General features: G+C 74.2%; 23 protein-coding genes, 1 pseudogene and 1 riboswitch. Of the genes and pseudogenes, 16 read left to right on the forward strand and 8 right to left on the reverse strand.

Annotated features, from left to right (window positions below; translation table 11 throughout):
- The first annotated feature begins 50 nt into the window (after nucleotides 1-50).
- Nucleotides 51-905 (forward strand): outer membrane protein, encoded by an 855-nt coding sequence (locus M446_RS11580; RefSeq protein WP_012332293.1) that lies wholly within the window; start codon nucleotides 51-53, stop codon nucleotides 903-905.
- A 63-nt stretch (nucleotides 906-968) separates the two neighbouring features.
- Here the strand turns inward: M446_RS11580 and cobO are convergent, their stop codons facing one another.
- The 3 genes from cobO to M446_RS11595 are packed head-to-tail and all read right to left on the reverse strand — an operon-like array spanning nucleotide 969 to nucleotide 3,090.
- Nucleotides 969-1,574, reverse strand: coding sequence for a cob(I)yrinic acid a,c-diamide adenosyltransferase (gene cobO, locus M446_RS11585; RefSeq protein WP_012332294.1), 606 nt, complete (start codon nucleotides 1,572-1,574; stop codon nucleotides 969-971).
- Nucleotides 1,575-1,576: 2 nt separating this feature from the next.
- A complete protein-coding gene (gene cobU / locus M446_RS11590; RefSeq protein ID WP_012332295.1) occupies nucleotides 1,577-2,110 on the reverse strand; it encodes a bifunctional adenosylcobinamide kinase/adenosylcobinamide-phosphate guanylyltransferase in 534 nt (177 codons plus the stop codon).
- Nucleotides 2,111-2,151: 41 nt separating this feature from the next.
- Nucleotides 2,152-3,090: a LysR family transcriptional regulator gene (locus tag M446_RS11595; protein ID WP_012332296.1), complete on the reverse strand. Its 939-nt coding sequence runs from the start codon at nucleotides 3,088-3,090 to the stop codon at nucleotides 2,152-2,154.
- Nucleotides 3,091-3,187: 97 nt separating this feature from the next.
- Between M446_RS11595 and M446_RS11600 the strand changes: the two genes are divergently transcribed.
- The 11 genes from M446_RS11600 (at nucleotide 3,188) to cobJ (ending at nucleotide 14,194) form a co-directional block, all read left to right on the forward strand.
- A complete protein-coding gene (locus M446_RS11600) occupies nucleotides 3,188-4,357 on the forward strand; it encodes an MFS transporter (protein WP_012332297.1) in 1,170 nt (389 codons plus the stop codon).
- A 131-nt stretch (nucleotides 4,358-4,488) separates the two neighbouring features.
- A riboswitch (cobalamin riboswitch) is annotated at nucleotides 4,489-4,685 on the forward strand.
- A gap of 29 nt (nucleotides 4,686-4,714) precedes the next feature.
- Nucleotides 4,715-4,891 (forward strand): CbtB domain-containing protein, encoded by a 177-nt coding sequence (locus tag M446_RS11605; protein ID WP_012332298.1) that lies wholly within the window; start codon nucleotides 4,715-4,717, stop codon nucleotides 4,889-4,891.
- Between the two features lie 79 nt (nucleotides 4,892-4,970).
- Nucleotides 4,971-5,696, forward strand: a complete 726-nt coding sequence (locus tag M446_RS11610; protein WP_012332299.1) for a CbtA family protein — start codon at nucleotides 4,971-4,973, stop codon at nucleotides 5,694-5,696.
- Nucleotides 5,693-6,049 carry a DUF1636 family protein gene (locus M446_RS11615; protein ID WP_012332300.1) on the forward strand — a complete coding sequence of 119 codons (357 nt, stop codon included), beginning with the start codon at nucleotides 5,693-5,695 and terminating at the stop codon, nucleotides 6,047-6,049. Before M446_RS11610 ends, M446_RS11615 begins: the two co-directional genes overlap by 4 nt.
- Nucleotides 6,046-7,080 carry a cobalamin biosynthesis protein CobW gene (gene cobW, locus M446_RS11620; protein ID WP_012332301.1) on the forward strand — a complete coding sequence of 345 codons (1,035 nt, stop codon included), beginning with the start codon at nucleotides 6,046-6,048 and terminating at the stop codon, nucleotides 7,078-7,080. The genes M446_RS11615 and cobW overlap by 4 nt, the downstream gene beginning before the upstream one ends.
- 75 nt (nucleotides 7,081-7,155) lie before the next feature.
- Nucleotides 7,156-7,344: a hypothetical protein gene (locus M446_RS11625; RefSeq protein ID WP_043701130.1), complete on the forward strand. Its 189-nt coding sequence runs from the start codon at nucleotides 7,156-7,158 to the stop codon at nucleotides 7,342-7,344.
- Nucleotides 7,344-10,643 carry a cobaltochelatase subunit CobN gene (gene cobN, locus M446_RS11630; RefSeq protein ID WP_012332302.1) on the forward strand — a complete coding sequence of 1,100 codons (3,300 nt, stop codon included), beginning with the start codon at nucleotides 7,344-7,346 and terminating at the stop codon, nucleotides 10,641-10,643. The genes M446_RS11625 and cobN overlap by 1 nt, the downstream gene beginning before the upstream one ends.
- A complete protein-coding gene (locus tag M446_RS11635; RefSeq protein ID WP_012332303.1) occupies nucleotides 10,640-11,911 on the forward strand; it encodes a nitrite reductase in 1,272 nt (423 codons plus the stop codon). The genes cobN and M446_RS11635 overlap by 4 nt, the downstream gene beginning before the upstream one ends.
- Entirely contained in the window at nucleotides 11,908-12,540 is a 633-nt protein-coding gene (locus M446_RS11640) for a precorrin-8X methylmutase (RefSeq protein WP_012332304.1), read from the forward strand. Before M446_RS11635 ends, M446_RS11640 begins: the two co-directional genes overlap by 4 nt.
- The gene (locus M446_RS11645) at nucleotides 12,540-13,328 is read left to right on the forward strand and encodes a precorrin-2 C(20)-methyltransferase (protein ID WP_012332305.1); all 789 of its coding nucleotides are present in this window, start codon (nucleotides 12,540-12,542) and stop codon (nucleotides 13,326-13,328) included. Before M446_RS11640 ends, M446_RS11645 begins: the two co-directional genes overlap by 1 nt.
- A gap of 14 nt (nucleotides 13,329-13,342) precedes the next feature.
- Entirely contained in the window at nucleotides 13,343-14,194 is an 852-nt protein-coding gene (cobJ, locus tag M446_RS11650; protein WP_012332306.1) for a precorrin-3B C(17)-methyltransferase, read from the forward strand.
- On the opposite strand, the gene M446_RS11655 is transcribed toward cobJ, so the two are convergent.
- Nucleotides 14,161-14,922, reverse strand: coding sequence for a cobalt-precorrin-6A reductase (locus tag M446_RS11655; RefSeq protein ID WP_012332307.1), 762 nt, complete (start codon nucleotides 14,920-14,922; stop codon nucleotides 14,161-14,163). The genes cobJ and M446_RS11655 overlap by 34 nt on opposite strands.
- Between M446_RS11655 and M446_RS11660 the strand changes: the two genes are divergently transcribed.
- The 4 genes and pseudogenes from M446_RS11660 to M446_RS35140 all read left to right on the forward strand — a co-directional run bounded on the left by M446_RS11660 (nucleotide 14,921) and on the right by M446_RS35140 (nucleotide 18,302).
- Nucleotides 14,921-16,165 carry a bifunctional cobalt-precorrin-7 (C(5))-methyltransferase/cobalt-precorrin-6B (C(15))-methyltransferase gene (locus M446_RS11660; protein ID WP_012332308.1) on the forward strand — a complete coding sequence of 415 codons (1,245 nt, stop codon included), beginning with the start codon at nucleotides 14,921-14,923 and terminating at the stop codon, nucleotides 16,163-16,165. The two genes, M446_RS11655 and M446_RS11660, sit on opposite strands and share 2 nt — an antisense overlap.
- Nucleotides 16,144-16,677, forward strand: a complete 534-nt coding sequence (locus tag M446_RS11665; protein ID WP_083784664.1) for a cobalamin biosynthesis protein — start codon at nucleotides 16,144-16,146, stop codon at nucleotides 16,675-16,677. The genes M446_RS11660 and M446_RS11665 overlap by 22 nt, the downstream gene beginning before the upstream one ends.
- Nucleotides 16,674-17,459 carry a precorrin-4 C(11)-methyltransferase gene (gene cobM / locus M446_RS11670; RefSeq protein WP_012332310.1) on the forward strand — a complete coding sequence of 262 codons (786 nt, stop codon included), beginning with the start codon at nucleotides 16,674-16,676 and terminating at the stop codon, nucleotides 17,457-17,459. The genes M446_RS11665 and cobM overlap by 4 nt, the downstream gene beginning before the upstream one ends.
- A 103-nt stretch (nucleotides 17,460-17,562) precedes the next feature.
- Nucleotides 17,563-18,302, forward strand: a pseudogene (locus M446_RS35140) (IS5 family transposase).
- Nucleotides 18,303-18,773: 471 nt separating this feature from the next.
- On the opposite strand, the gene M446_RS37065 reads toward M446_RS35140, so the two are convergent.
- Genes M446_RS37065 through istA form a run of 4 tightly spaced genes read right to left on the reverse strand, consistent with a single transcriptional unit; the run spans nucleotide 18,774 to nucleotide 22,361 of the window.
- Nucleotides 18,774-18,986, reverse strand: a complete 213-nt coding sequence (locus tag M446_RS37065; protein WP_012332311.1) for a hypothetical protein — start codon at nucleotides 18,984-18,986, stop codon at nucleotides 18,774-18,776.
- A 3-nt stretch (nucleotides 18,987-18,989) separates the two neighbouring features.
- A complete protein-coding gene (locus tag M446_RS11685) occupies nucleotides 18,990-20,234 on the reverse strand; it encodes an RHS repeat domain-containing protein (RefSeq protein ID WP_012332312.1) in 1,245 nt (414 codons plus the stop codon).
- Nucleotides 20,206-21,081 carry an IS21-like element ISMtsp8 family helper ATPase IstB gene (gene istB / locus M446_RS11690; protein WP_012290057.1) on the reverse strand — a complete coding sequence of 292 codons (876 nt, stop codon included), beginning with the start codon at nucleotides 21,079-21,081 and terminating at the stop codon, nucleotides 20,206-20,208. Before istB ends, M446_RS11685 begins: the two co-directional genes overlap by 29 nt.
- On the reverse strand, nucleotides 21,078-22,361 hold the full coding sequence (gene istA / locus M446_RS11695; RefSeq protein ID WP_012290058.1) for an IS21-like element ISMtsp8 family transposase: 1,284 nt from the start codon (nucleotides 22,359-22,361) through the stop codon (nucleotides 21,078-21,080). The genes istB and istA overlap by 4 nt, the downstream gene beginning before the upstream one ends.
- Nucleotides 22,362-22,400 lie beyond the last annotated feature (39 nt).

Here is a 22,400-nt window from a genome sequence, read left to right on the forward strand (position 1 = left end):
CTTCACTCTATCTTTGGGTGTAGTTCTGCGAACAACCCGGATCCGCGCCGATGACGAAGACCGCCCTCCTGACCGGCGCCGCCCTGGCGCTCCTCTCCGGCGCCGCCGGGGCCGCCGACCTGCCGCTCCGCGCGGCGCCGCCGCCGGTCTTCGCCGCCGTGCCGGTCTTCACCTGGACGGGCTTCTACGCCGGACTGCACACCGACTACGTCTTCACCGAGCGGCAGCGCATCACCACGGTCGGCAACACCGCCTTCAACCAGGCCAACGTGGCGGCGCTCCTGCGCACCCCGACCACCTTCGCGGAGGTCGACGGCTTCGCCAACGTGGGCGGCGGGATCGGCTACAATTACCAGTTCACGCCGGGCAACGGCCTCGTGGTCGGCGTCCAGGCGGACGTGTCCTGGACCGCGATCGAGAAGAACCGCGGCTACCTGAGCCCGACCGTTCCGGTGCTGGTCAGCACCTACAAGCACAGCCTGAACTACCTCGGCACCGTGGTCGGCCGGGCCGGCTACGCGTTCGACCGGTTCTTCGTGTTCGGCCTCGGCGGCTTCGCCTTCGGCGACGTGACGACGGGGGCGAACTTCTACAATGGCGGCCTTGCCCTGGCCTATACCGGCCGCACCAGCGACGTCCAGACCGGCTACGCCTATGGCGGCGGCATCGAGTACGCGATCCCGGCGGACAGCTTCCTGGCCAAGTTCAACGTGCTGAGCCTGCTCGGCTTCCAGACCGCCGCGGTGACCCTGAAGGCCGAGTACCTGCACTACGACCTCGGCCGCCGCAACCTGCTCGTCAACAACACCGGTCTTGCCGGCTCGCCCGGCTCCTACACCTCGCGCTTCCAGACCGAGGGCAACCTCGTGCGGGCCGGCTTCAGCTACAAGTTCAGCGGCCTCTGATACGCCATCCGGTTGATTGCGTCGCGAGGCGGATGTCGGATGAGCGGCAAGGCCGGGAGGGGATCAGAACTCGATCCCCTCCTGCGCCCGCACGCCCGCCGCGAAGTGATGCTTGACGAGGGTCATCTCGGTGACGAGGTCGGCCGCGGCGATCAGTTCGGGCTTGGCGTTGCGCCCGGTGACCACGACGTGGAGGTCCGGGCGCCGCGCGGCCAGCGCGGCCACCACCTCGCCGAGAGGTAGGTAATCGTAGCGCAGCGCGATGCTGAGTTCGTCCAGGATGAGGAGGCGCAGGCCGGCATCCGCCATCAGGCGGAGCGCCTGGGCCCAGGCGGCCTCGGCGGCGGCCACGTCCCGGGCCCGGTCCTGCGTCTCCCAGGTGAAACCCTCGCCCATCGTGTGCCACGCGACCTGATCCCCGAACCGGTCGAGGGCGAGGCGCTCGCCGGTCTCCCAGGCGCCCTTGATGAACTGCACGACGCCGACGCGCCAGCCGCGCCCGAGCGCCCGCAGCATCAGCCCGAAGGCCGCCGTCGACTTGCCCTTGCCGGGGCCGGTATGGACGATGAGGAGGCCCTTCTCGATCGTCTTGCCCGCCACCTCCGCGTCCTGCACGGCCTTGCGCTTGGCCATCTTGGCGCGGTGGCGCGCGGCCTCGTCGGTCTCCATCCTCAGCCTCCCTTCAGGACGAGCGGCAGCCCCGCCGCGACCAGCACGACCCGGTCGGCGATGGCGGCGAGGCGCTGATGCAGGCGCCCGGCCTCGTCGCGGAAGCGGCGGGCGAGGGCGTTGTCCGGCACGATCCCGAACCCGACCTCGTTCGAGACCAGGACGAGGGGGCCGGGATGGTGCCCGCAGGCCGCGACCAGCGCCGCCGTCTCGGCCGCGAGGTCGGCCTCGGCGAGGAGCGCGTTGGTCAGCCACAGCGTCAGGCAGTCGACCAGGACCGGCCGGCCGGCCGGGCTCTCGCCGAGCAGGGAGGGCAGGGCGCGGGGCGCGTCGCGGGTCTCCCAGCCGGCGGGCCGGCGGGCGCGGTGGTCGGCGATCCGCGCGCGCATCTCGTCGTCGTAGGCCTCGGCCGTCGCGACGTAGAGCCAGGGCGGCGGCAGCGCCTGGACGAGCCGTTCCGCGTAGGCGCTCTTGCCCGAGCGGGCGCCGCCGAGCACCAGGGTCAGGCGGGGCAGGGCCGCCGGTTCACTCGCCACCCGGGTTTCTCCACCAAGCCACGCGTACCCGTCGCCCGCGCCTATGGCACAGAGCCGGCGCGGGCGCGAGCGAAGCCGGCAATCCCGCGCATGCGCTCGGCGAGGAAGTCCACCAGCACCCGCAGGCGGGCCGGCATCGAGGCGCCGCCCACGAACACCGCGTGGATCGCCTCGCGGTCCCCGGGGTTGAAGGGTTCGAGCAGCGGCACGAGCCGCCCCGCCGCGAGGTCGTCGGCGATGTGGAAGTCGCCCACCCGCGTGACGCCGACGCCCGCGAGCGCGAGCTGCACCAGCGTCTCGCCGTTGTTCGCCCGCATGTTGCCCCGTACGGCGAGGAGGTGATCGCGGCCGTCCTCGCGGAAGGGCCAGCCGGGCTCGACGCGCCGGAAGCTGAACTCGAGGCAATTGTGGGCGGCGAGGTCCGCCGGCACGAGCGGCGTCCCGGCGCGGGCGAGGTAGGCGGGCGAGGCCACCACCGTGCGGCCGGTCTCGCCCAGGCGCCGCGCGGTGAGCGGGCCGTCGGCGAGCGGCCCGAAGCGGATCGCCACGTCCGCGCGCCCTCCGAGCACGTCGGCGAGTTCGTCCGACAGGTCGATCTCGACCACGATCTCGGGGTGAAGGGCGGCGAAATCGGCAAGCAGCGGGACGACCGCGAGCCGGCCGTGGGCGGTCGCCGCGCTCACCCGCACCCGTCCGCGCGGCCGGCCCTGGTCGGCGAACGCCCGCTCGGTCTCGTCGAGGTCGGCGAGGATGCGCCGGGCCGCCCGGCCATAGACCTCGCCCTCCGCGGTGAGGCGCAGGCTGCGCGTGGTCCGCACGATCAGCCGCACGCCGAGCCGGGCTTCGAGGCGCGCGACGATTCGGCTCACGGCCGAGGGCGTCAGGCCGAGCCGGCGCGCCGCTCCGGCGAGGCTGCCGGCCGCGACCACTGCCAGGAAGGCGCTCATCTCGCCGGCCCGATCGGCCCCGTCCCGTCCCATTCGTGAGCCTCGCGCACGGATCTCGGTCCCGCCCATCGGCTACCGCGCCGAGACCCGTTCCGCCACCTGATGTCGCGGAACGACGAGGATCATCACGATGAAGAGCAATCCCGCCCTGCTCGCCCTGGCCGTCGGGGCCTTCGGCATCGGCGTGACGGAGTTCACCCCGATGGGCATGCTGCCGCTGATCGCGGGCGATCTCGGCGTCTCGAGCCCGGCGGCGGGCCTCGTGGTCAGCGCCTACGCCCTCGGCGTCCTTGTCGGGGCACCGCTCGTGACGCTCGCGGCGGCGCGCCTCCCGCGCCGTCGCCTGCTGGTCGGCCTGATGGGGATCTTCACCCTGGGCAATGTCCTGGCGGCCCTCGCGGGCGGCTACGCGATGCTGGTCGCCGCCCGGCTCGTCACCTCGCTCAACCACGGCGCCTTTTTCGGCGTCGGCGCGGTGGTGGCGGCGCAGATCGTTCCGCCGGAGCGCAGGGCCGCGGCGGTGGCGACGATGTTCTCGGGACTGACCGTCGCCACCATCGGCGGCGTGCCGCTCGCGGCCTGGATCGGCGAGGCGCTCGGGTGGCGCGCGGCGTTCTGGGGCATCGCGGGAATCGGCGTCCTCGCCATGCTGGCGCTCGCCCTCGCCCTGCCGGACCTGAAGGCCGAGGCCGGCGCCGACCTGCGCGGGGAACTGCGCGCGCTGGTCCGCGGGCCGGTCCTCGCCGCGCTCGGCCTGACCGTGGTCGGATTCAGCGCGATGTTCACGGTCTTCACCTACATCGTCCCGATCCTGCAGGTCGAGGCGGGGATGTCCGCCGGCGCCGTCACCGCCATGCTGGTGCTGTTCGGAATCGGGCTGGCGGCGGGGAACTGGCTCGGCGGAGCCCTCGCCGACCGCTCGGTGGACGGCACCATCGCGGCGGCTCTGGCCGGGATGGTGGCCCTTCTCCTGGTCTTCGCCGCGACCTTGCGCGCGGAGGTCGCGGTCGCGATCCTGATCCCCCTGTGGGGCGTCGCCAGCTTCGCTCTGGTGCCGCCGCTCCAGATGCGGGTGATGAACGAGGCGCGCGAGGCCCAGAGCCTCGCCTCGGCGATGAACATCGGCGCCTTCAACCTCGGCAACGCGGTCGGGGCCGCGCTCGGCGGCGCGGTGATCGACGCGGGGCTCGGCCATCCCGCCGTGCCGCTCGCGGGAGCCGCCATGGCGGCGGCGGGCCTCGCCATGCTGGTGGCCCTTCGCCGGGACCGCCGTCCGCGCCCCGTCCCGGCGGCCTGCTGAGCCCGGATCGGGCCGGCCCGCGGCGACGGAAGCCGGGGCTCCTGCCGCGATCGCGCGCGGTTGCGGGTGCGATTGCGGGCGCGATAGCCGGAAACCCGCCCTCCGGCCGATTGCGCGCGGGGGGCCGAGCCGCTACCTTCCGCCGCGACGGTGCCTCGGCGACGAGGTGAAAAGGGAACGCGGAGCGGGGCCAGCCCCGGAAGCCGCGGCTGCCCCCGCAACTGTGAGCGGTGCGGGCCCGCCATCGGCCACTGGAGCGATCCGGGAAGGCGGCGGGCACGGTCCACCATCGCGAGCCAGGAGACCTGCCGTCACCCCTTCCTCTCGACGCCGCCGGCGGGGCGGCAGGAGTTCACCATGGTTGCTGCTCTTCGTGCCCTCGCTCCCGCCCAGACCGGCGAACGCCTCGTGGCGGTCTGCGTCGCCGCCGCTCTCGGCATCGGGCTGATCTTCGCGTCGGGCTTCTCGCCCGCCGTCGCGCTGCACAACGCCGCGCACGATTGGCGCCACGCCAACAACTTCCCCTGCCATTAGGGCGCGAGACCCTCGCGGACATGACCCGCGCGACGCCCTGAGGGCGCCGCGCGGTCTTCGCGTTGGCAGGATGACCGAGATGACGATCCGACTCCTCTCCGCGGCCCTGGTCGCGGGCTTCCTCGCCGCTTTCGTGGCGTCGGGGCTGCAATTCGCGCTGACCTCCCGGCTGATCCTGGAGGCCGAGACCTACGAGAACCACGCCGCTCTGGCCCCGGCGCCGGCGCTGATCGTGCGCGCCGCCCATTCCGAGCACCAGCACGGCGGCGGCGCCGCCGAGGCGGAGGAGTGGCAGCCCGCACCGGGCCTGCCGCGCCTCGCCTTCACGGCGCTCGCGACCCTGGTGACCGGCGTCGGCTACGCGCTCCTCCTCGGCGCGGTGCTGCTCGCCACCGGCCGCACCGTCACGCGCAGCGAGGCGCTGCGCTTCGCGATCGGCGGCTTCATCGCCGCGAGCCTCGCCCCGGCGGTCGGCCTGCCGCCGGAGCTTCCCGGCATGGGCGGGGCCGCGCTCGAAGCGCGGCAGGGCTGGTGGCTGGTGACGGCCCTCGCGACCGCGTCCGGCCTCTTCCTCGCGGTGATCCGTGGCGGGGCGCTCGCGACCGCCGCGGGGCTCGCCCTCATCGTCGCGCCGCATGTCTGGGGGGGCCCGCACGTCACCGAGAGCGGCGCGCTGCCGCCGGCCCTGGCGGCGCAGTTCGCGGCCCGCTCCCTCGCCATCGGCTTCGTCTTCTGGACGGTGCTCGGGCTCGGCTTCGGCTGGGCCTGGGACTGGGTCGCGCGCCGGCCCGAGGGGGCGCGATGAGCCTGACGCTCTACGTCTGCACCACCTGCCGGGCGCAGGCCGATCCGCCCGAGGGGCCGCGGGCCGGCGCCCGGCTCCACGCGGCGCTGTCCGAGGCCTTCGCGGGCGAGGACGTCTGCGTCACGCCCGTCGAGTGCCTGTCGGTGTGCAAGCGGCCCTGCACGGTGGCGGTCGCCGCGCCCGGCCGCTGGACCTACGTCTACGGCGACCTCGATCCGGCGGGCGCCGTCGCGATCCTGCGGGACGGCCTGTCGCGCTACGCCGCGGCCCCGGACGGGATCGTGCCCTGGCGCGAGCGTCCGGAAGCCTTCCGCAAGGGCGTCGTCGCCCGCATCCCCCCGCTGCCCGCATGACCCTCCTGACCAAGATCCCCTGCACGATCGTCACCGGCTTCCTCGGGGCGGGAAAGACGACGCTGGTGCGCCACGTGGTCGAGCACAATGACGGCCGCCGGCTCGCGATCATCGTGAACGAGTTCGGCGATGTCGGCTTCGACGGCTCGCTGCTGGCCTCCTGCGGCGTGCCGGGCTGCGACGAGGACGCGGTGGTGGAACTGCCCAACGGCTGCATCTGCTGCACGGTGGCGGACGATTTCGTGCCCGCCCTGAACAAGCTCCTGGACCGGCCGGAGCCGCCCGAGCACATCCTGATCGAGACCTCGGGCCTCGCCCTGCCCAAGCCGCTGGTGCAGGCCTTCAACTGGCCGGCGATCCGCTCGCGGGTGACCGTCGACGGGGTCGTGGCGGTGGTGGACGGTCCGGCGGTGGCCTCGGGAGCCTTCGCGGACGACCCGGAGGCGTTGGCGGCCCAGCGGGCGGCGGATTCCTCGGTCGATCACGACAACCCCTTGGAGGAGGTGTTCGAGGATCAGCTCCTCTGCGCCGACCTCGTGGTGATGAACAAGGCCGACCTCCTCGACGCGCAGGCGCGCGCGGCCGTGCGCGCCGCCGTGGAGGCGCAGCTGCCGCGGGCGGTGAAGCTCGTCGAGACCGCGCACGGGGCGATCGACCCGCGCGTGCTGCTCGGTCTCGGCGCCGCGGCCGAGAGCGACCTGGCGGCGCGCCCCTCCCACCACGAGACCGAGGAGGACCACGACCACGACGACTTCGCCAGCGTGGCGGTCCCGGTCGCGGCGGCGGCCTCGCCGGAGGATCTCGCGGCCAGGGTGGCGCGGGCCTCGGACGTGCCCGGGGTGCTGCGCATCAAGGGGTTCTGCCCGGTCGAGGGCAAGCCGATGCGCCTCGTGGTCCAGGGCGTCGGCCGCCGGATCGCGCATCATTACGACCGGCCCTGGCGGGCCGGCGAGGCGCGGGACGGCCGGCTCGTGGTGATCGGCCTCGCCGGCTTCGACCGGGAGGCGGTCGCGGCGGCCTTGGCGGGGTAGGGTGCGGGAGGGCAGGGGGCGGGACGCCCCCTGCCGGGGGCCCGGGGCTGCCCCCGGGCCTTGAGGAGGGGAGCCATGTCGGAGCCCGCGTCGCGGCGCTGGACGGTGCCGGAATTCTTCGCCTGGCAGGAGCGCCGGGAGGCGCGCGACGACCTGGTCGGCGGCGTCCCGGTCCGCGTGATGACGGGCGCCCGCGACCCCGACGCCCTCACGGCGGCCTCCCCGCGCCTCGTCCGCGGGGCGCAGCCGTCCGGCGGGGCCTGATGCATCTCCTGCGCGTCGATTCGGTCTCGCTCGACGAGGGCGAGGCGGCGGTGGATCCGGGCCAGTCGCCCGGGGACGTGGTGGCCCTGTCCTTCACGGATTCGGACCTCGCCGGCCTCGCGGCCGCGCAGGCGGAGGCGGGCCGCGCCGCGGCGATGCCGAGCCTGCGGCTCGCCAAGCTGGCGCGGCTGCGCCACCCCCTCTCGGTCGACCTCTACGCCGAGCAGGTGGTGGCGCGGGCGCGGTTCGTGGTCGTGCGCTGCCTCGGCGGACTCGATTACTGGCGCTACGGCGTCGAGCGGGTCGCGCAGGTCTGCCGGGCCGGCGGCATCCCGCTCGCAATCCTGCCAGGCGACGACCGGCCGGATCCGCGGCTCGCCGCCTTCGGCACGGTCCCGGCCGAGCTGCGCGAGACCCTCGACGCCTATTTCCGCGCCGGCGGGCCCGAGAACCTGCGCCGGATGCTGCTGCGGATCGCGGGCGAGCTCGGCGCGCCGGTGCGGGCGGAGCCGCCGCGGCCGCTGCCGCGGGGCTTCGTGTGGTGCCCCGGCTGCGGGATGACGGAGCCCTCGCGCCTGCCGGCCGCGTGGCCGGGCGCGGCGACGGCCCTCGTGCTGGTCTACCGCTCGGCCGTGCTCGGGGGGGATGCGGCCCCGGCCGCCGCGCTGGCGGCGGCCCTGCACGCGGAGGGGCTCGCGCCCGTCGTCGTCGCGGTGTCGAGCCTGAAGGACCCGGAGGCGGTCGCCGCCCTGCGGGAGGCGATCGTGGCCCGCCCGCCCGCCATCGTGGTGGCGGCCACCGCCTTCTCGGCGCGGGAGGACGCGCGCTTCGTGCTCGACGCGGCCGCCTGCCCGGTGATCCAGGCCTTCACCGTCGGGGCGCCGCGCGCGGCCTGGGCGGCCTCGGGGCGGGGGCTCGGCGCCGCCGACCTCGCCATGCAGGTGGCGCTGCCGGAATTCGACGGCCGCCTCGCCGGATATCCGATCAGCTTCAAGGAGGAGGTGTCCGAGAGCGAGGGCTTCACGCAGCGCCGGGCCATCCCGGATTTCGCCGGCTGCGCGGCCCTCGCCGCGCGGGCGGCCGCCTGGGTCCGGCTCGCGCGCCGGAAGCCGGCGGAGCGGCGCCTCGCGCTGGTCCTGTCCGACTACCCGGCGCGGGGAGGGCGGGCGGGCTTCGCGGTCGGCCTCGACACCCCGGCGAGCGCCGTCGCGATCCTCGACCTGCTGGCGCGGGAGGGCTACGCGGTCGGGCCGCGCCCGGCGCCGGGGGCGCTGATGCGGCGCCTCACCGAGGAGGCGCCCGCCCTGGCGGTGCCGCTCGGCGCCTATCGGGCCTGGCTCGCGCGGCTGCCGGCGCCGTCGCGCGAGGCGCTCGCGGCCGCCTGGGGCGAGCCCGAGCAGGATCCGGCGCTGCGGGAGGGGGCCTTCCGGTTCCGCGCCGCCCGGATCGGGCAGGTGCTCGTGGCGCTGCAGCCGGACCGGGGACGGGCGGCCGGCGATCCCGAATCCCGCAAGGCGGGTTACCACGACCCGGACGCGGTCCCGAGCCACGCCTACCTGGCCTTCCACCTCGCGCTCCGGGAGCAGGCGGACGCGCTGATCCATCTCGGCACGCACGGCACGACCGAGTGGCTGCCCGGCAAGGCGGTGGCGCCCTCGCCCCTGTGCTGGCCCGCCCTCGCGGTCGGGGCGCTGCCGGTGATCTACCCCTTCATCGTCGACGATCCCGGCGAGGCGGCGCCGGCCAAGCGCCGGCTCGGGGCGGTGACGATCGGGCACCTCACGCCCGAGACCGCCGCGGCCGGGCTCGACCCGCAGGCCGCGGCCCTGAGGGAGCTCGTGGAGGAATACGCGACGGCGAGCGTCCTCGACCCGCGCCGGGCCGGGCTGATCGCGCGCGGCATCCTGGAGCGGGCCGACGAGGCGGGGCTGCTCGACGCGGCCGGGATCGACCGGGCGACCCCGATGGAGGAGGCGCTGCCCGCCCTCGACGCGCATCTGTGCGACCTCGCCGAGGTGACGATCCGGGACGGGCTGCACGTGTTCGGGCAGGCGCCGGCGGGCCGCGAATGCTGCGCCGAGGGCGAGCGGGCGGGATTGCTCGCGGCGCTCGACGGGCGCTTCGTGCCGCCGGGGCCGGCGGGCTCGCCCTCGCGCGGGCGCGCGGACGTGCTGCCGACCGGGCGCAACCTCACCACCCTCGACCCGCGGGCCCTGCCGACCCGGGCGGCGTCCCTGCTCGGCGAGAGGGCCGCCGCCGAGGTGGTGCGGCGCTACCTGCAGGACGAGGGCGAGTACCCGGCGCGGATCGTGATGGACCTGTGGGCCTCGCCGACCCTGCGGACGGGGGGCGAGGACGTGGCGCACGCCCTCGCGCTGATGGGGGTGCGCCCGACCTGGGACCATGCCTCGACGCGGGTGACCGGGTTCGAGGTGCTGCCGCTCGCCCTCCTCGACCGGCCGCGCATCGACGTGGCGGTGCGGGTCTCGGGCGCCTTCCGCGACACGTTCCCGGAGGCGCTGGCGCTCCTCGACCAAGCGGCCCGGGCGGTGGCGGCGCGGGAGGAGGAGGATGCGGACAACCCGCTCGCGGCGGCGCGGCGGCGCGGCGAGGCGGTGGCCCGGGTCTTCGGCGCCGCGCCCGGGCGCTACGGGGCCGGGGCGGCGGGGCTCGCCCTCGACGGCGCCTTCGCGGGCCGGGAGGATCTGGGCCGGGCCTACCTCTCCGCCACCGCGCAGGCGGCGGGGCCCGGGGAGGGCGATTTCGCCGGGCTGGTGGCGGCGGCGGATGCCTACCTGCACGCCTTCGACGTGGCCGAGCGCGACCTCCTCGACGGCGACGCGGCGGCGGACGCGATGGGCGGCTTCGCCGCGGCGGCGGCGCTCGCCGGCGCGGCGCCCGCCCTCTACAGCCTCGACGTGAGCCGGCCGGAGGCGCCCCGGGCGCGGACGGCCGCCGAGGACGTGGCGCGGCTGGTGCGGGGGCGGCTCGCCCATCCGCGCTGGATCGCCGCGCAGCTGCGGCACGGCTGGCGCGGCGCGCAGGAACTGGCGCAGGGGCTCGACGCGCTCTTCGTGCTGGCGGCCACCACCGAGGCGGTGCGCGACGCCGATCTCGACCGGCTCTACGGGGCCTGGATCGGCGACCTCGCCACCTGCGAGGCGATCGAGGCGGCGAATCCGGCCGCGGCGCGGGCGATCCTCGACCGGTTCGAGGATCTGCGCCGTCGCGGGCTGTGGCGGAGCCGGCGCAACTCGCTCGCCGCCCTGGACCCCGCATCCCGGGAGGCGGCGGAATGAACCCGGCCCCCCGCCGCGGCTGGTGCCCCGGTGTCGCCCGGCCGATGCCGACGGGGGACGGGCTGCTGGTGCGCGTCCACCCGCCGGCCGGCCGGCTCACCGCCGCCCAGGCCCTGGCCGTGGCCGAGGGCGCGCGGGCCTTCGGCAACGGCCTGATCGACGTGACGGCGCGCGGCAACCTGCAGGTGCGGGGCGTCGGCGCCGAGACCCATCCGGGCCTCGCCGCGCGGCTCGACGCGGCCGGGCTCGGCGACCGGCGGCGGGATGGCGGGCCGCAGCGGCTCACCCTCGCCTCGCCCCTCGCCGCGCGGGAGGACGGGCTCGCCGCGGTGATCGCGGCCCTGGAGGAGGCCGGGCTGCGCGTGGCCGGGCTGCCGGCGAAGACGCTCGTGGCCGTGGAGGCCGATGCCTGGGGGGTCGGGCCGGTCGAGGCGGATCTGCTGGTCCGCCGGCTCGGCGGGCCGGATGCCGGGGCACCCGAGCGCTTCCAGGTCGGCCTCGGCGCGGCGGACGGCCTCGCCTGGACCCGGCCCGTCCCGGCCGACCGGCTCGTGCCCGCCGCGGAGGCGATCCTGGCGGGCCTCGCGGGGAGCGGCGCGCGGCGGATGCGGGCGCTCGACGCGCCGGCGCGGGGCGCGTTGCGCGACGCCGCCGGGCTCGCGCCGGGCCCGCCGCCGCCGGCCGCGCCGCCGCTCGATCCCGGGCCGCACCCGCTCGGGGAGGGACGCGTCGGCCTCGTCGCCGAACTGCCCTTCGGGCGCTGCGACGCCGACCGGCTCGCCGCGCTCGCCGCGGCGAGCGCCCGCGACGGGGACGGCACCCTCCTGCTGACGCCCTGGCGCGGCGTGATGCTCGTGGGGGAGGGCCCGCGGGCGGCGCGGAACCTCGCCGCGGCGGCCGCGGCGGCCGGCCTGATCACCGATCCGGGCGATCCAAGGCGGGCCATCGCGGCCTGCCCGGGCCGCCCGGCCTGCGCCTCGGGCGGCACGGCCGCCTCGGCCGACGCGGCGCGGCTCGCCGCCGCGCGGCCGGACCTCGCGCGGCGGGGCCTCACCCTGCACGTCTCGGCCTGCCCGAAGGGCTGCGCGCATCCGGCCGCGGCCGACCTCACCCTCGTCGGGCAGCCGGACGGCCGCTACGGGGTGGTGCTCGCCGGTCACGCGGGGGGCGCGCCGCGCCTCACCCTCCCTTTCGACGCGGTGCTTGAGCGGCTAAACAGCGCCGAGACCGCCACCGACCTCAGGCACGCATTCCGGGAGCCCGCATGAGCACGCGCCTCGACTATATCCGCGACGGCGCCGCGATCTATGCGCGCTCCTTCGCGATCATCCGCGCGGAATCCGACCTGTCCCGCTTCGAGGGCGCGGCGGAGCGGGTCGTGGTGCGGATGATCCACGCCTGCGGCATGACCGACCTGCCGGCGGACGTGGCGGCCTCGCCGGATTTCGCGCGCGCCGGGGAGGCGGCCCTGCGGGCGGGCGCCCCGATCCTGTGCGACGCGCGCATGGTGGCGGACGGCGTCACGCGGGCGCGGCTGCCGGCCGGCAACGAGGTGATCTGCACCCTCGCCGACCCGCGCGTACCGGGCCTCGCGGCCGAACTCGGCACGACGCGCACCGCCGCCGCGATGGAATTGTGGCGCGCGCGGCTGCCGGGCGCCGTGGTGGCGGTCGGCAACGCGCCGACGGCCCTGTTCCGCCTGCTCGAACTCCTCGACGAGGGCGTGGCCCCGCCCGCCGCGGTGATCGGCGTGCCGGTGGGCTTCGTGGGCGCGGCGGAGTCCAAGGAGGCCCTGGCCGAGGACGGCCGGGTTCCGTTCCTGATCGTGCGCGGGCGCCGCGGCGGCAGCGCCATGGCGGCGGCGGCGGTCAACGCGCTGGCGAGCGAGGTCGAGTGATGGACGCGCTGACCGGGCCGCCGCCGGCGCCCTCCTGCCCGCAGGAGCGCCCCCTCGCCGCCGTCACCGGCACGCTCTACGGCGTCGGGATGGGGCCGGGGAACCCGGACTACCTCACCGTGCGGGCCGTGCGCGTGCTGGAGCGCGCCCATCACCTCGTGCATTTCTGCAAGGCGGGCCGCCGGGGCAACGCCCGCACGATCGCCGACGCGGTGGTGCGCGACCCCGCGCGGGAATGGCCGCTCGCCTACCCGTACACGACCGAACTCCCGCCGGAGGACCCGACCTACGTGTCCGCGCTCGCCCGCTTCTACGACGAGGCGGCGGCCGAGATGGCGCAGGCACTCGGCGCCGGGCGGGACGTGGCGATCCTGTCGGAGGGCGATCCGTTCTTCTACGGCTCCTTCATGCACCTGTGGCGGCGGCTGAAGGACCGCTTCCCGGTGGAGGTGGTGCCCGGGGTGACGGGGATGTCGGGCTGCTGGACGCGGGCCGGGACGCCGATCACCTGGGGCGACGACGTGCTGACGGTGCTGCCGGCGACGCTGCCGGGCCCGGTCCTGGCGCGGCGCCTCGCCGACACCGATGCGGCCGTGATCATGAAGCTCGGGCGGCACCTGCCGAAGGTGCGCGCGGCCCTGGCGCAGGCGGGGCTGCTCGGGCGGGCGGTCTACGTCGAGCGCGGCACGATGGCGGGCGAGGCGATCGTGCCGCTCGCCGAGAAGCCCGACGAGTCCGCGCCCTATTTCTCGATCGTCCTGGTCCCGGGCGAGGGCCGGCGCCCATGAGGCCGGCCCCGTCCATGAGCCCGGCCTCATCGGTGAGCCCGGCCTCGTCCGCGAGCGCGCCTTCGGGGGGGGCGGATCCCCGGGGCGCGGCCGGTCCGGGGCAGCGCGCGGGCTCGGTCTGCGTGATCGGGCTCGGGCCGGGGGATCCGCGCTACCTGACGCCGGCCGCTGCGGCCGCCCTGGCCGAGGCCGAGGATCTGATCGGCTACGCGCCCTACCTCGCCCGGGTGCCCGAGCGGCCGGACCTGGTGCGGCACGCCTCCGACAACCGGGTCGAGGTGGAGCGGGCCCGGCACGCCCTCGCCCTCGCGGCGGCGGGCCGGCGGGTCGCGGTGGTGTCGGGGGGCGATCCCGGCGTCTTCGCGATGGCGGCGGCCCTGTTCGAGGCGCTGGAGGCCGGGGATCCGGCCTGGCGGGCGCTGCCGATCACGGTCGAGCCCGGGATCACTGCGATGCTCGCCGCGGCGGCGCGGGTCGGGGCGCCGCTCGGGGGGGATTTCTGCGCCCTCTCGCTCTCGGACAACCTGAAACCCTGGGAGGTGATCACGGCGCGCCTCGACGCGGTGCTGCGCGCGGACCTGGTGGTCGCCCTCTACAACCCGATCTCGCGGGCGCGGCCCTGGCAGCTGTCCGCGGCGCTCGGGCGCGCGGCCGAGCATCGCGGACCCGGGACGCCGGTGATCCTCGCCCGCGCGGTCGGGCGGCCGGACGAGGCGGTGCGGATCCTGCCCCTCGCCGAGGCCCGCGAGGCGCCCGCCGACATGGCCACGCTCGTGATCATCGGGGCCTCGGCGACCCGGCTGATCCCCCGCGAGGGCGCGCCGCCCTTCGTCTACACGCCGCGCAGCGTGGAGGCGGCGCGATGATTCCGCAGCCAGGCGAGCGCCTCCGCTTGGGTCGCCACCCGGGCGACGGCCGGGAGGGGCGGCTGGCGCACGATCACGACCGGCAGCCCGAGGCTGCGCGCGGCCGCGATCTTGCCGTAGGTGGCGGTGCCGCCGGAATTCTTTGTCACCAGCACCTCGACGCGGTGGCGCCGCATCAGGTCGCGCTCCTCGGCCTCCGCGAAGGGGCCGCGGGCCGTGATGGCGGTCAGGTCCGCGACCGGCAGGGCGTCGCCGACCGGCTCGATCGTGCGCACCAGGTAGGCGTGCTGCGGGGCCGCCGCGAAGGCGGCGAGTTCGAGGCGGCCCACCGTCAGGAAGACGCGCCGGGGCGTCTCGCCGAGCGCCGGGACGGCCTGCGCCACGGTCTCGACCTCGTGCCACGCGTCGCCCGCCACCGCGGCCCAGGGCGGGCGCCGGAGCGCCAGGAGCGGCGTGCCCGTGCGGGCGCAGGCCTCGGCGGCGTTGCGCGAGATCACCTGCGCGAAGGGATGGGTGGCGTCGATCACGGCGTCGACGCCCTCGGCGCGGAGCCACGCGGCCAGTCCCTCCGCTCCCCCGAACCCGCCGATGCGGGTCGCGACCGGCGCGGCGGCCGGCGCCGCAGTGCGGCCGGCGAGGGACAGGGTCGGGCGAAGGGAGGGATCTTCGGCGAGGCGGCGGGCGAGCCCCGTCGCCTCCGTGGTTCCGCCGAGGAGGAGGATGCGCATGGACGCCTTCTCGCCTGAGCCCGGCTCCCTGTCGATCCCGTCGCCCTGGCTCGCGGTGGTCGGGATCGGGGAGGATGGGCGGGCGGGGCTGTCGCCCGCGGCACGGGCCGCCCTCGACGGGGCCGGGCTGGTGGTCGGCGGCGCGCGGCACCTCGCGCTCGCCGCGCCGCTCGCGGCCGAGACGCTGGTCTGGCCGAGCCCGATGCAGGAGGCCTACGCGGCGATCCTGGCCCGGCGCGGCCGGCCGACCTGCGTGCTCGCCACCGGCGATCCGTTCCACTACGGGGTCGGGGCGGAGCTGGCCCGGCGCGTGCCCGCCGCCGAGATGATCGGCTTCCCGCAGCCCTCCGCCTTCAGCCTCGCCGCGTCGCGCCTCGGCTGGCCGCTCGCCGAATGCGCCTGCCTGACCCTGCACGGGCGCGCCCTGGAGCGGGTGATCCCGCATCTCCAGCCCGGCGCGCGGCTTCTCGCCCTGTCCTGGGACGGGACGACGCCGGGCCGGCTCGCGCGGCTCCTGACCGAGCGCGGCTTCCCGGATTCCCGCCTGACGGTCCTGGAGGCGATGGGCGGCAAGCGGGAGCGGCGGCGCGTGGCGACCGCCGCGCAGTTCGGCGAAGCGGAGATCGATCCCCTCAACACCGTCGCGGTCGAGGTCGCGGCCGGGCCGGAGGCGCGGCTGCTGCCGCTCGCCCCGGGGCTCGACGAGGCGTGGTTCGAGACCGACGGGCAGATCACCAAGGCCGAGGTGCGGGCGATCACGCTCGCGGCCCTGCGGCCGCTTGCCGGGCAGCGGCTCTGGGACGTGGGGGCGGGGTCCGGCTCGGTCGCCATCGAGTGGTGCCTGCGCCACCCGGCGAACCGGGCGGTGGCGTTCGAGGCGCGGGCCGACCGGGCGGCGCGGATCGGCCGCAATGCCCGCGCGCTCGGCGTCCCGGACCTGACCGTGCGGGAGGGCCGCGCCCCGGCGACCCTGCGCGACCTGCCGGCGCCGGACGCGGCGTTCCTGGGCGGGGGCCTCTCGGACCCGGCCCTGGTCGCCTGCGTCTGGCAGGCGCTGCCGCCCGGCGGGCGCCTCGTCGCCAACGCGGTGACGCTGGAGAGTGAGCCGGTGCTGATCGATGCCCATCGGCGCCACGGCGGGACGCTGCGCCGGATCGCCATCGCCCGCGCGGAGCCGGTCGGGACGATGCGCGGCTGGCGCCCGGCGATGCCGGTGACGCAATGGGCGGCGACGAAGCCGTGAGCGCCGCGTGGCAGGATCTCGCGGCCGGCGGATGCGCCGTCCGCGGCGTGCCCGATCCGCTCTCCGGTCCCGGCGGCGGGAGCGAGGCGTCGGGCGAGGACGCGGCCGCGGCGCGGCCCGCGCGGCCGGTCATCGCCGGGATCGGCTTCCGGCACGCGACCGGCTCGACGGAGATCGCCGCCCTGGTGCGCGACGCGCTGGCCCGGGCCGGCGTCGCGGCGGGCCGGCTCGGGGCGCTCGCGACGGCGGACGACCGGGCGGCGGACGCCGCCCTGATCGAGGCCGCGGGCGCGCTCGGGGTGCCGGTGATCGGCATCGCGGTCGAGGCGTTGCGGGCGGCGGGGCGGCGGGCGGTGACGCACTCGGCCAGGGTCGCGAGCCTGCGCGGCGTCGGCTCGCTGGCGGAGGCGGCGGCGCTCGCGGCGGTCGGGCCGCAGGGGCGCCTCGTCCTGGCGCGGATCGCGAGCCCCGGCGCCACCTGCGCGCTCGCGGAGACGGGGGATCCGGCGTGACCATCCACTTCATCGGCGCGGGCCCCGGCGCCCCCGACCTCATCACCCTGCGCGGCCGCGACCTGATCGCCCGCTGCCCGGTCTGCCTCTACGCGGGCTCGATCGTGGCGCCCGAGATCCTGTCCTGGTGCCCGCCGGGCGCCCGGCTGATCGACACCGCGCCCCTCGACCTCGACGCGATCCTGGCCGAGATGCGCGCGGCCCATGCGCGGGGCGCGGACGTGGCCCGGCTGCATTCGGGCGACCTCTCGGTCTACAGCGCGGTGGCCGAGCAGCTGCGGCGGCTCGACGGGCTCGGCATCCCGTACAGCCTGACCCCGGGCGTGCCGGCCTTCGCGGCGGCAGCGGCGCTGCTGGGGCGGGAGCTCACGGTGCCGGAGGTGGCGCAGTCGGTCGTGCTGACCCGCACGAGCGGGCGCGCCTCGGCGATGCCGGAGACGGAGCGGCTCGCCGACTTCGCGCGGACCGGGGCGACGCTCGCCGTGCACCTGTCGGTCCAGGTGATCGATCGGGTCGCGGCCGAGCTGATCCCGCATTGCGGGGCGGATTGCCCGGCCGCCGTGGTCTACCGGGCGTCCTGGCCCGACGAGCGCGTGCTGCGCGGAACCCTCGGCGACATCGCCGGGCAGGTGGCGCGGGCCGGGATCGACCGCACGGCGCTGATCCTGGTCGGGCGAGCCCTCGGGGCGGAGGATTTTCGCGAGAGCGCGCTCTACGCGCCGGATTACGACCGGCGCTTCCGGCCGGGCGGCGCGGTCCGGGCGGTCGGCGGGGAGGAGTGACCCGGTTCCCGTCCGATTCGTTCAGGCCAGGGTCTCGACCGGGTCAGGATCCTGCGATGAAGGGAGAGATGTGAGTCCGAGCGCCTCGCGGATAGCGGAGGCTCTGGCGGAGCTGCTCCGGCTGTCGGACGAGCCATGGCGGGCGATCGCGCCGTTCAGGCCCGGCAACCAGCCCGGCGCTCGTCGCGAGGACGACCGCACCATTCTCTCGGGCATCGTGCACGGCATCGCGAGCGGCTGTCGCTGGACGGACTGCCCGGGCGAGTAAGGTCCCTCGACCACGGTCTCCCATCGCTTCCACGGCGGGGCGCGCTCCGGCTTCCGGACTCTCAGGTCGGCCGCCATGGCCGGAGGGTCCGGCGAGGCCGCCGCCCGCGACGCGACCTCCGTCAAGGCTCCGCGTGCCGCCCCGGCGGACAATGAGGGCCCCGCGCCCGGGAGATCGGCGCCCCGCGCGCAGGTCCGACCGCCACGATCCACGTCCTCACCGACGTGATCGGCCGCCGGTGTGGCATCCGCCTCGTCTCCGGCAACGCCGGCGCCGTGAGGACCGCGCCCACCGTGCTGGCCGAGGTGCCGGGTCGGATGTCTCGGCCCATCGCCGACACGGGCGACGCCGCCGCCTGGCTGCGAGGTGAACTGCGTGAGCAGGGCACCGGCGTGGTCATTCCTGGCACCCGCGACCGCAAGATCCGGCTCGACACGCGGCGCGACCGTGACCGTTGGCGGGTCGAGGCGATCTTCTGCCGCCTCAGGGACTTCCGGCGCGTCGCGACCCGCTCCCACGCACCCGCCCGCCACTTCGCCTCGACCCTCGCCCTGGACGCCCTCTTCGCCGTCTGAGGCCGATTGAGTCTCGAGTCTCATATTTTTTGAGGTGCATCATCATCGACATGAATTAATAACAGAATTCAATTCAAGAGACATTTCATTATAAGTTATATATCGCAGACTACCGTGGCAATAATTGTCGATGAAAGCCTTCCTATAGCGCTCTTTAAATCGCTCATGGACTTTTTGCTAATGAGTCCCATAAGCTCCTCGAGATATATTTTTAGGTTTGCAACATGAGATTTTAAACGATATATTTATCTGTCGCCCGTTTTCTCGAATTTTCATATTACGCAATTGTCGTTGTAGACGAACGAGCTCAAGGATTATTTTAAACATGATAATATTGCATCAAGCATTTTCGTCATCAGCCCCGACGGCCCAGGTGGCCCACGTGCGCCCATAGGAGCCGCACAAATTTACTGCGGGCAAGCTCACTCGCGCCATGCATCAGGCCGAACCATGTAGGCAATTGCAAATAATCTACTGCTCTACAAAGCCTTCCTGCCAAGAAATGTTATCTACTTCGTAGCGATCGATAGAAAATCCATCTACATACTCCCTAAATCCTTCGATCATTGACAGTTTCAAGACGGCATCTTTAGCGCTTTTTTCGCTGCTGAATACGCCTATAAACTTGTACTCCTCCGTTCCTTCCAGCTCCCTTGTGTGATGAACAACAAAAACAGAATTCATAGCTCACCTCGACCTATCTCCGTATTTCCTGATCTGGTTGTATTCAGAGCCAGGACCTTTTGGATAATTTCCCTTTCCGTATCGCGCATCCATGACTCGATCTGCAAAATCTCGTCCACTTTCGCCCGGATTTGGCTTTTGTCCTTTGGCCCAGCTTGGAATATCTGTGGCGCGCTCTTTGCCACTTTTCTTGGAGAAGAGAGGCTCACAGATCTTACCTATAACCCCCGCCGCCGCAGCAGCAGCGCCAGCACATAATCCCGGATTGATCATACAAACAGCAGGTACGATAGCAGTCGGGTTAAGCCCCGTTGGGTCCGTCCACATAACCGGGCTCTGGCGAACGTACCCGTATAGGCTTACTCCGTCACCGGTAACGCGCAAATTTAACTCAGCCGCGCCCACTGCCTCCGCAATATCAGTGCTGCTTTCCAGCCCGAACGCGCTTTGCAACAAGAAGCCGCTCTGGCGAGGCGTGGCAAGCGCCGATATCTGCGGTCCCTGGTTGAGCCCCAGCGGATCGGGTTGGGTGTACCGTCCTGTCGTGGCATCGTAGTGCCGGTTCCAGTTGTAGGCCAGCCCGGCCTCCAGCTGGAACCACTGCCCCGGGAACCGCATCGACAGCGCCGCAGGGCCCGTCAGCGACGACACCGCCCCGAACGGCTCGTACACCGCACGCCACTTCACCGCCTTCGTCGCGTCCGTCATCAGCTCCGGACGCCCCAGGTGATCCACGTGCACCCACAAGAGCGTCGGGCTCCCCGCGCCCGCCGAACTGTCCACCACCGCCACCGGGATGTCGCCCGCCCAGACGTATTCCCGCACCGCCTGGCCCGCCCCGTCCGTCTCCGCCAGCACGTGGTCCCAGACATCGTGGATCAGGTGCTGCGTCCCCGACGGCGTGCTGTTCACCACCTGGCGCACCGACAGACGGTTCTTGCCGTCGTAGAGGTAATTGGCTTTCACCACCCCGCCGACCGTCACCTGCGCGATCCGGCCCGCATCGCTGATCGCGTAGGCGTAGGCCGTGCCCGCGCGCGTGTCCCCGGTCAGGTTCCCGGCCGCATCATAGAGGAACGAGCGCACCGCCGTCCCGCCCTGGCCGACCCCGCTCAGCCGGTTCGACCCGCCCGGGTAGGCGTAGGTCTGCGTGTCAACGGGCTTCGAACCTTCCGCAATTTCGGGCGCGCAATTTTCCTCAGATCGGCGGGCTCGGCGGTCAGGCGATGCCGAGGTGAGCACCTCCATTCTTGGGCGGGCGTCCGCGCCGACGCGGAGGCGGGGCGAGCGGCGGAGCCTGCAGGGCTGCCTTCGAGCGGATGTGCTCGGGCATGAGCGCGGTGTGCTGGCGCAGCCGGTAGCTTGAGCCCTCGATCTGCACCACCACGGCGTGGTGAAGCAACCGGTCCAGCAGCGCGGTCGCCACCACCGGATCGCCGAACACCTCCCCCCACTCTGCAAAGCCGCGGTTCGAGGTCAGGACCATCGCGCCCCGCTCGTAGCGCGCGTTGACGAGCTGGAAGAACAGGTTGCCCCCGCCCGGCACCACCGGCAGGTAGCCGATCTCGTCCACGATCAGCAGCGCCGGCCGGCAGAAGTAGCGGATCTTCTCGCGCAACGTTCCTTCCCGCTCGGCCCGCGCCAGCGTTCCCACAAGGTCGGCCAGGGTGGTGAAGTACACGCTGCGGCCCGCCTTCACCGCCTCGACCCCGAGGGCCACCGCCAAGTGGCTCTTGCCGGTGCCGGGCGGGCCGAGGAAGTGCAGCACCTCGCAGCGGTCCACGAAGCCCAGCTCGGCCAGGGCCAGGATGCGGGTGCGGTCGAGCGAGGGCTGGAAGGCGAAGTCGAAGCCCGACAGCGTCTTGACCGTCGAGAGCCGCGCCATCACCAGCGCGGTCTTCACCCGCCGGCTCTCGCGTAGGCTCAGCTCCTCGCTCAGCAGGGCATCGACCGCCTCCAGCGCGCTGAGTTCGCCGCGCTCCAGCCGCCGCACGGTGGTGTCGACGATCTCCAGGGCGCGCGGCATCTTCAGCCCTACCAGCGTGGCCTTGATCCGCTCGACCAGTGGGGGGATCAGCTCGCCAGTTCCGCTCATGCCGCGTCTCCCCGGTCGGTCCTGGGCACGCCGGCTCCCGCGAGTTGGCGGGCTACGGCGTCGTAGATGGCCAGCGGGCGACGCGCGACCTGGTCGCCGGCGCGCCTGACGACCACCGGCTCGGCAGGGTCTCGTGGCTCGGGCGGGGGAGATCGCGGCCGCCGATGGGCTGGATCGACCTGCGTCAGCCCACGCCCTTCCAGGGGCAGGTGGCAGGCAACGAGCTCACCCGCCTCGTAGATGCGGATCTGATCGGCCAGCACGTGCACCTCCAGGGCGCGGCGGCGGGTGGTGTCGGGCACGCTGTAGAGATTGCCCGCCACCGAGACGAAGCCCTCGTGGGTGACGCGCCGCTCCAGGCTGAGCACGGCTTCGTAGGGCACGGGCGGCAGCGCCCGCAGCTGGCTGCGCTCCTCCGCGAAGGCGTCGGCGACGATCCGCTTGGTCGTGGCGTGCCGGCGGGCGTTGGCCACGGTGTCGAGCCAGTGCCGCAGCTGGTCGTTCAGGTCGTCGAGGTTGCGGAACGAGCGGGCGAGGAAGAAGTCCTCGCGCAGGTAGCGGAACGGGCGCTCGACCTTGCCCTTGGTCTTGGCCCGGTAGGGACGGCAGGCGCGCGGCAGGAACCCGTAGTGGCGCGCGAGATCGAGAAGGCTGCGGTTATAGATGACCAAGCCGTCGGGATCCTCGCCGATCACGGCGGTCTTCATGCGGTCGTAGAGGATCTCGCGCGGGGCGCCTCCAAGGGCCTGGAAGGCGGCGATGTGGCAGCGCAGGACCGTCTGCAGATCCTGGTGGACGACGAAGCGGGCCCAGAGATAGCGCGAGTGGCCCAGCACCATCGCGAACAGCCAGACGATGCGGGTCACGCCCGGCTCGTCGGCGAAGACGACCTCGAAGCGGGCGAGGTCGACCTGGGCCTGCTCGCCCGGCGGGGTCTCGAAGCGGCGCTCGATAGGCAGAGGAGCTGAGGGGCGAAGCAGGGCCACGGCTCGCTTCACGGCGGTGTAGGCCCCTGCGAAGCCGCGCTCCTTCAACTCGCGCCAGAGACGGACGGCCGTAAGCTGCGGGTAGGCGGCCAGGCGCTCGCGCAGGTAGGGCAGGAAGGCGTCGGTGGCCCGCGCGCGGGGGGATCGCGGTCCGTAGACGGGCGGCTCGAGGCCGCGGGCGATGTACTTGGCGACGGTCTTGCGGTCGAGGCCGAGCTGGCGGGCGATGGCGGTGACCGAGAGGCCCTGCCGGTGGAGGTCCAGGATCGTCATGAGTTCCCCGAGGCTGACCACCGCGCCGCTCCCTCCCGCCACGGGGACCAGCTTCGGTGA

It is taken from the genome of Methylobacterium sp. 4-46 (assembly GCF_000019365.1).
GTDB lineage: Bacteria > Pseudomonadota > Alphaproteobacteria > Rhizobiales > Beijerinckiaceae > Methylobacterium.

Bases quoted from the DNA above. Each gene is read 5' to 3' on its own strand.
- M446_RS11685 (WP_012332312.1), bottom strand. From the start codon at position 20,234: ATGGAGGTGCTCACCTCGGCATCGCCTGACCGCCGAGCCCGCCGATCT.
- istB (WP_012290057.1), bottom strand. From the start codon at position 21,081: ATGAGCGGAACTGGCGAGCTGATCCCCCCACTGGTCGAGCGGATCAAG.
- cobJ (WP_012332306.1), top strand. From the start codon at position 13,343: ATGAGCCCGGCCTCATCGGTGAGCCCGGCCTCGTCCGCGAGCGCGCCT.
- M446_RS11610 (WP_012332299.1), top strand. From the start codon at position 4,971: ATGACGATCCGACTCCTCTCCGCGGCCCTGGTCGCGGGCTTCCTCGCC.
- M446_RS11635 (WP_012332303.1), top strand. From the start codon at position 10,640: ATGAACCCGGCCCCCCGCCGCGGCTGGTGCCCCGGTGTCGCCCGGCCG.
- M446_RS11640 (WP_012332304.1), top strand. From the start codon at position 11,908: ATGAGCACGCGCCTCGACTATATCCGCGACGGCGCCGCGATCTATGCG.
- M446_RS11605 (WP_012332298.1), top strand. From the start codon at position 4,715: ATGGTTGCTGCTCTTCGTGCCCTCGCTCCCGCCCAGACCGGCGAACGC.
- M446_RS11665 (WP_083784664.1), top strand. From the start codon at position 16,144: ATGGGCGGCGACGAAGCCGTGAGCGCCGCGTGGCAGGATCTCGCGGCC.
- M446_RS11655 (WP_012332307.1), bottom strand. From the start codon at position 14,922: ATGCGCATCCTCCTCCTCGGCGGAACCACGGAGGCGACGGGGCTCGCC.
- cobW (WP_012332301.1), top strand. From the start codon at position 6,046: ATGACCCTCCTGACCAAGATCCCCTGCACGATCGTCACCGGCTTCCTC.
- M446_RS11625 (WP_043701130.1), top strand. From the start codon at position 7,156: ATGTCGGAGCCCGCGTCGCGGCGCTGGACGGTGCCGGAATTCTTCGCC.
- cobO (WP_012332294.1), bottom strand. From the start codon at position 1,574: ATGGAGACCGACGAGGCCGCGCGCCACCGCGCCAAGATGGCCAAGCGC.
- M446_RS11595 (WP_012332296.1), bottom strand. From the start codon at position 3,090: ATGGGACGGGACGGGGCCGATCGGGCCGGCGAGATGAGCGCCTTCCTG.
- M446_RS11660 (WP_012332308.1), top strand. From the start codon at position 14,921: ATGGACGCCTTCTCGCCTGAGCCCGGCTCCCTGTCGATCCCGTCGCCC.
- M446_RS11615 (WP_012332300.1), top strand. From the start codon at position 5,693: ATGAGCCTGACGCTCTACGTCTGCACCACCTGCCGGGCGCAGGCCGAT.
- cobN (WP_012332302.1), top strand. From the start codon at position 7,344: ATGCATCTCCTGCGCGTCGATTCGGTCTCGCTCGACGAGGGCGAGGCG.
- M446_RS11600 (WP_012332297.1), top strand. From the start codon at position 3,188: ATGAAGAGCAATCCCGCCCTGCTCGCCCTGGCCGTCGGGGCCTTCGGC.
- M446_RS11580 (WP_012332293.1), top strand. From the start codon at position 51: ATGACGAAGACCGCCCTCCTGACCGGCGCCGCCCTGGCGCTCCTCTCC.
- M446_RS11645 (WP_012332305.1), top strand. From the start codon at position 12,540: ATGGACGCGCTGACCGGGCCGCCGCCGGCGCCCTCCTGCCCGCAGGAG.
- M446_RS37065 (WP_012332311.1), bottom strand. From the start codon at position 18,986: ATGAATTCTGTTTTTGTTGTTCATCACACAAGGGAGCTGGAAGGAACG.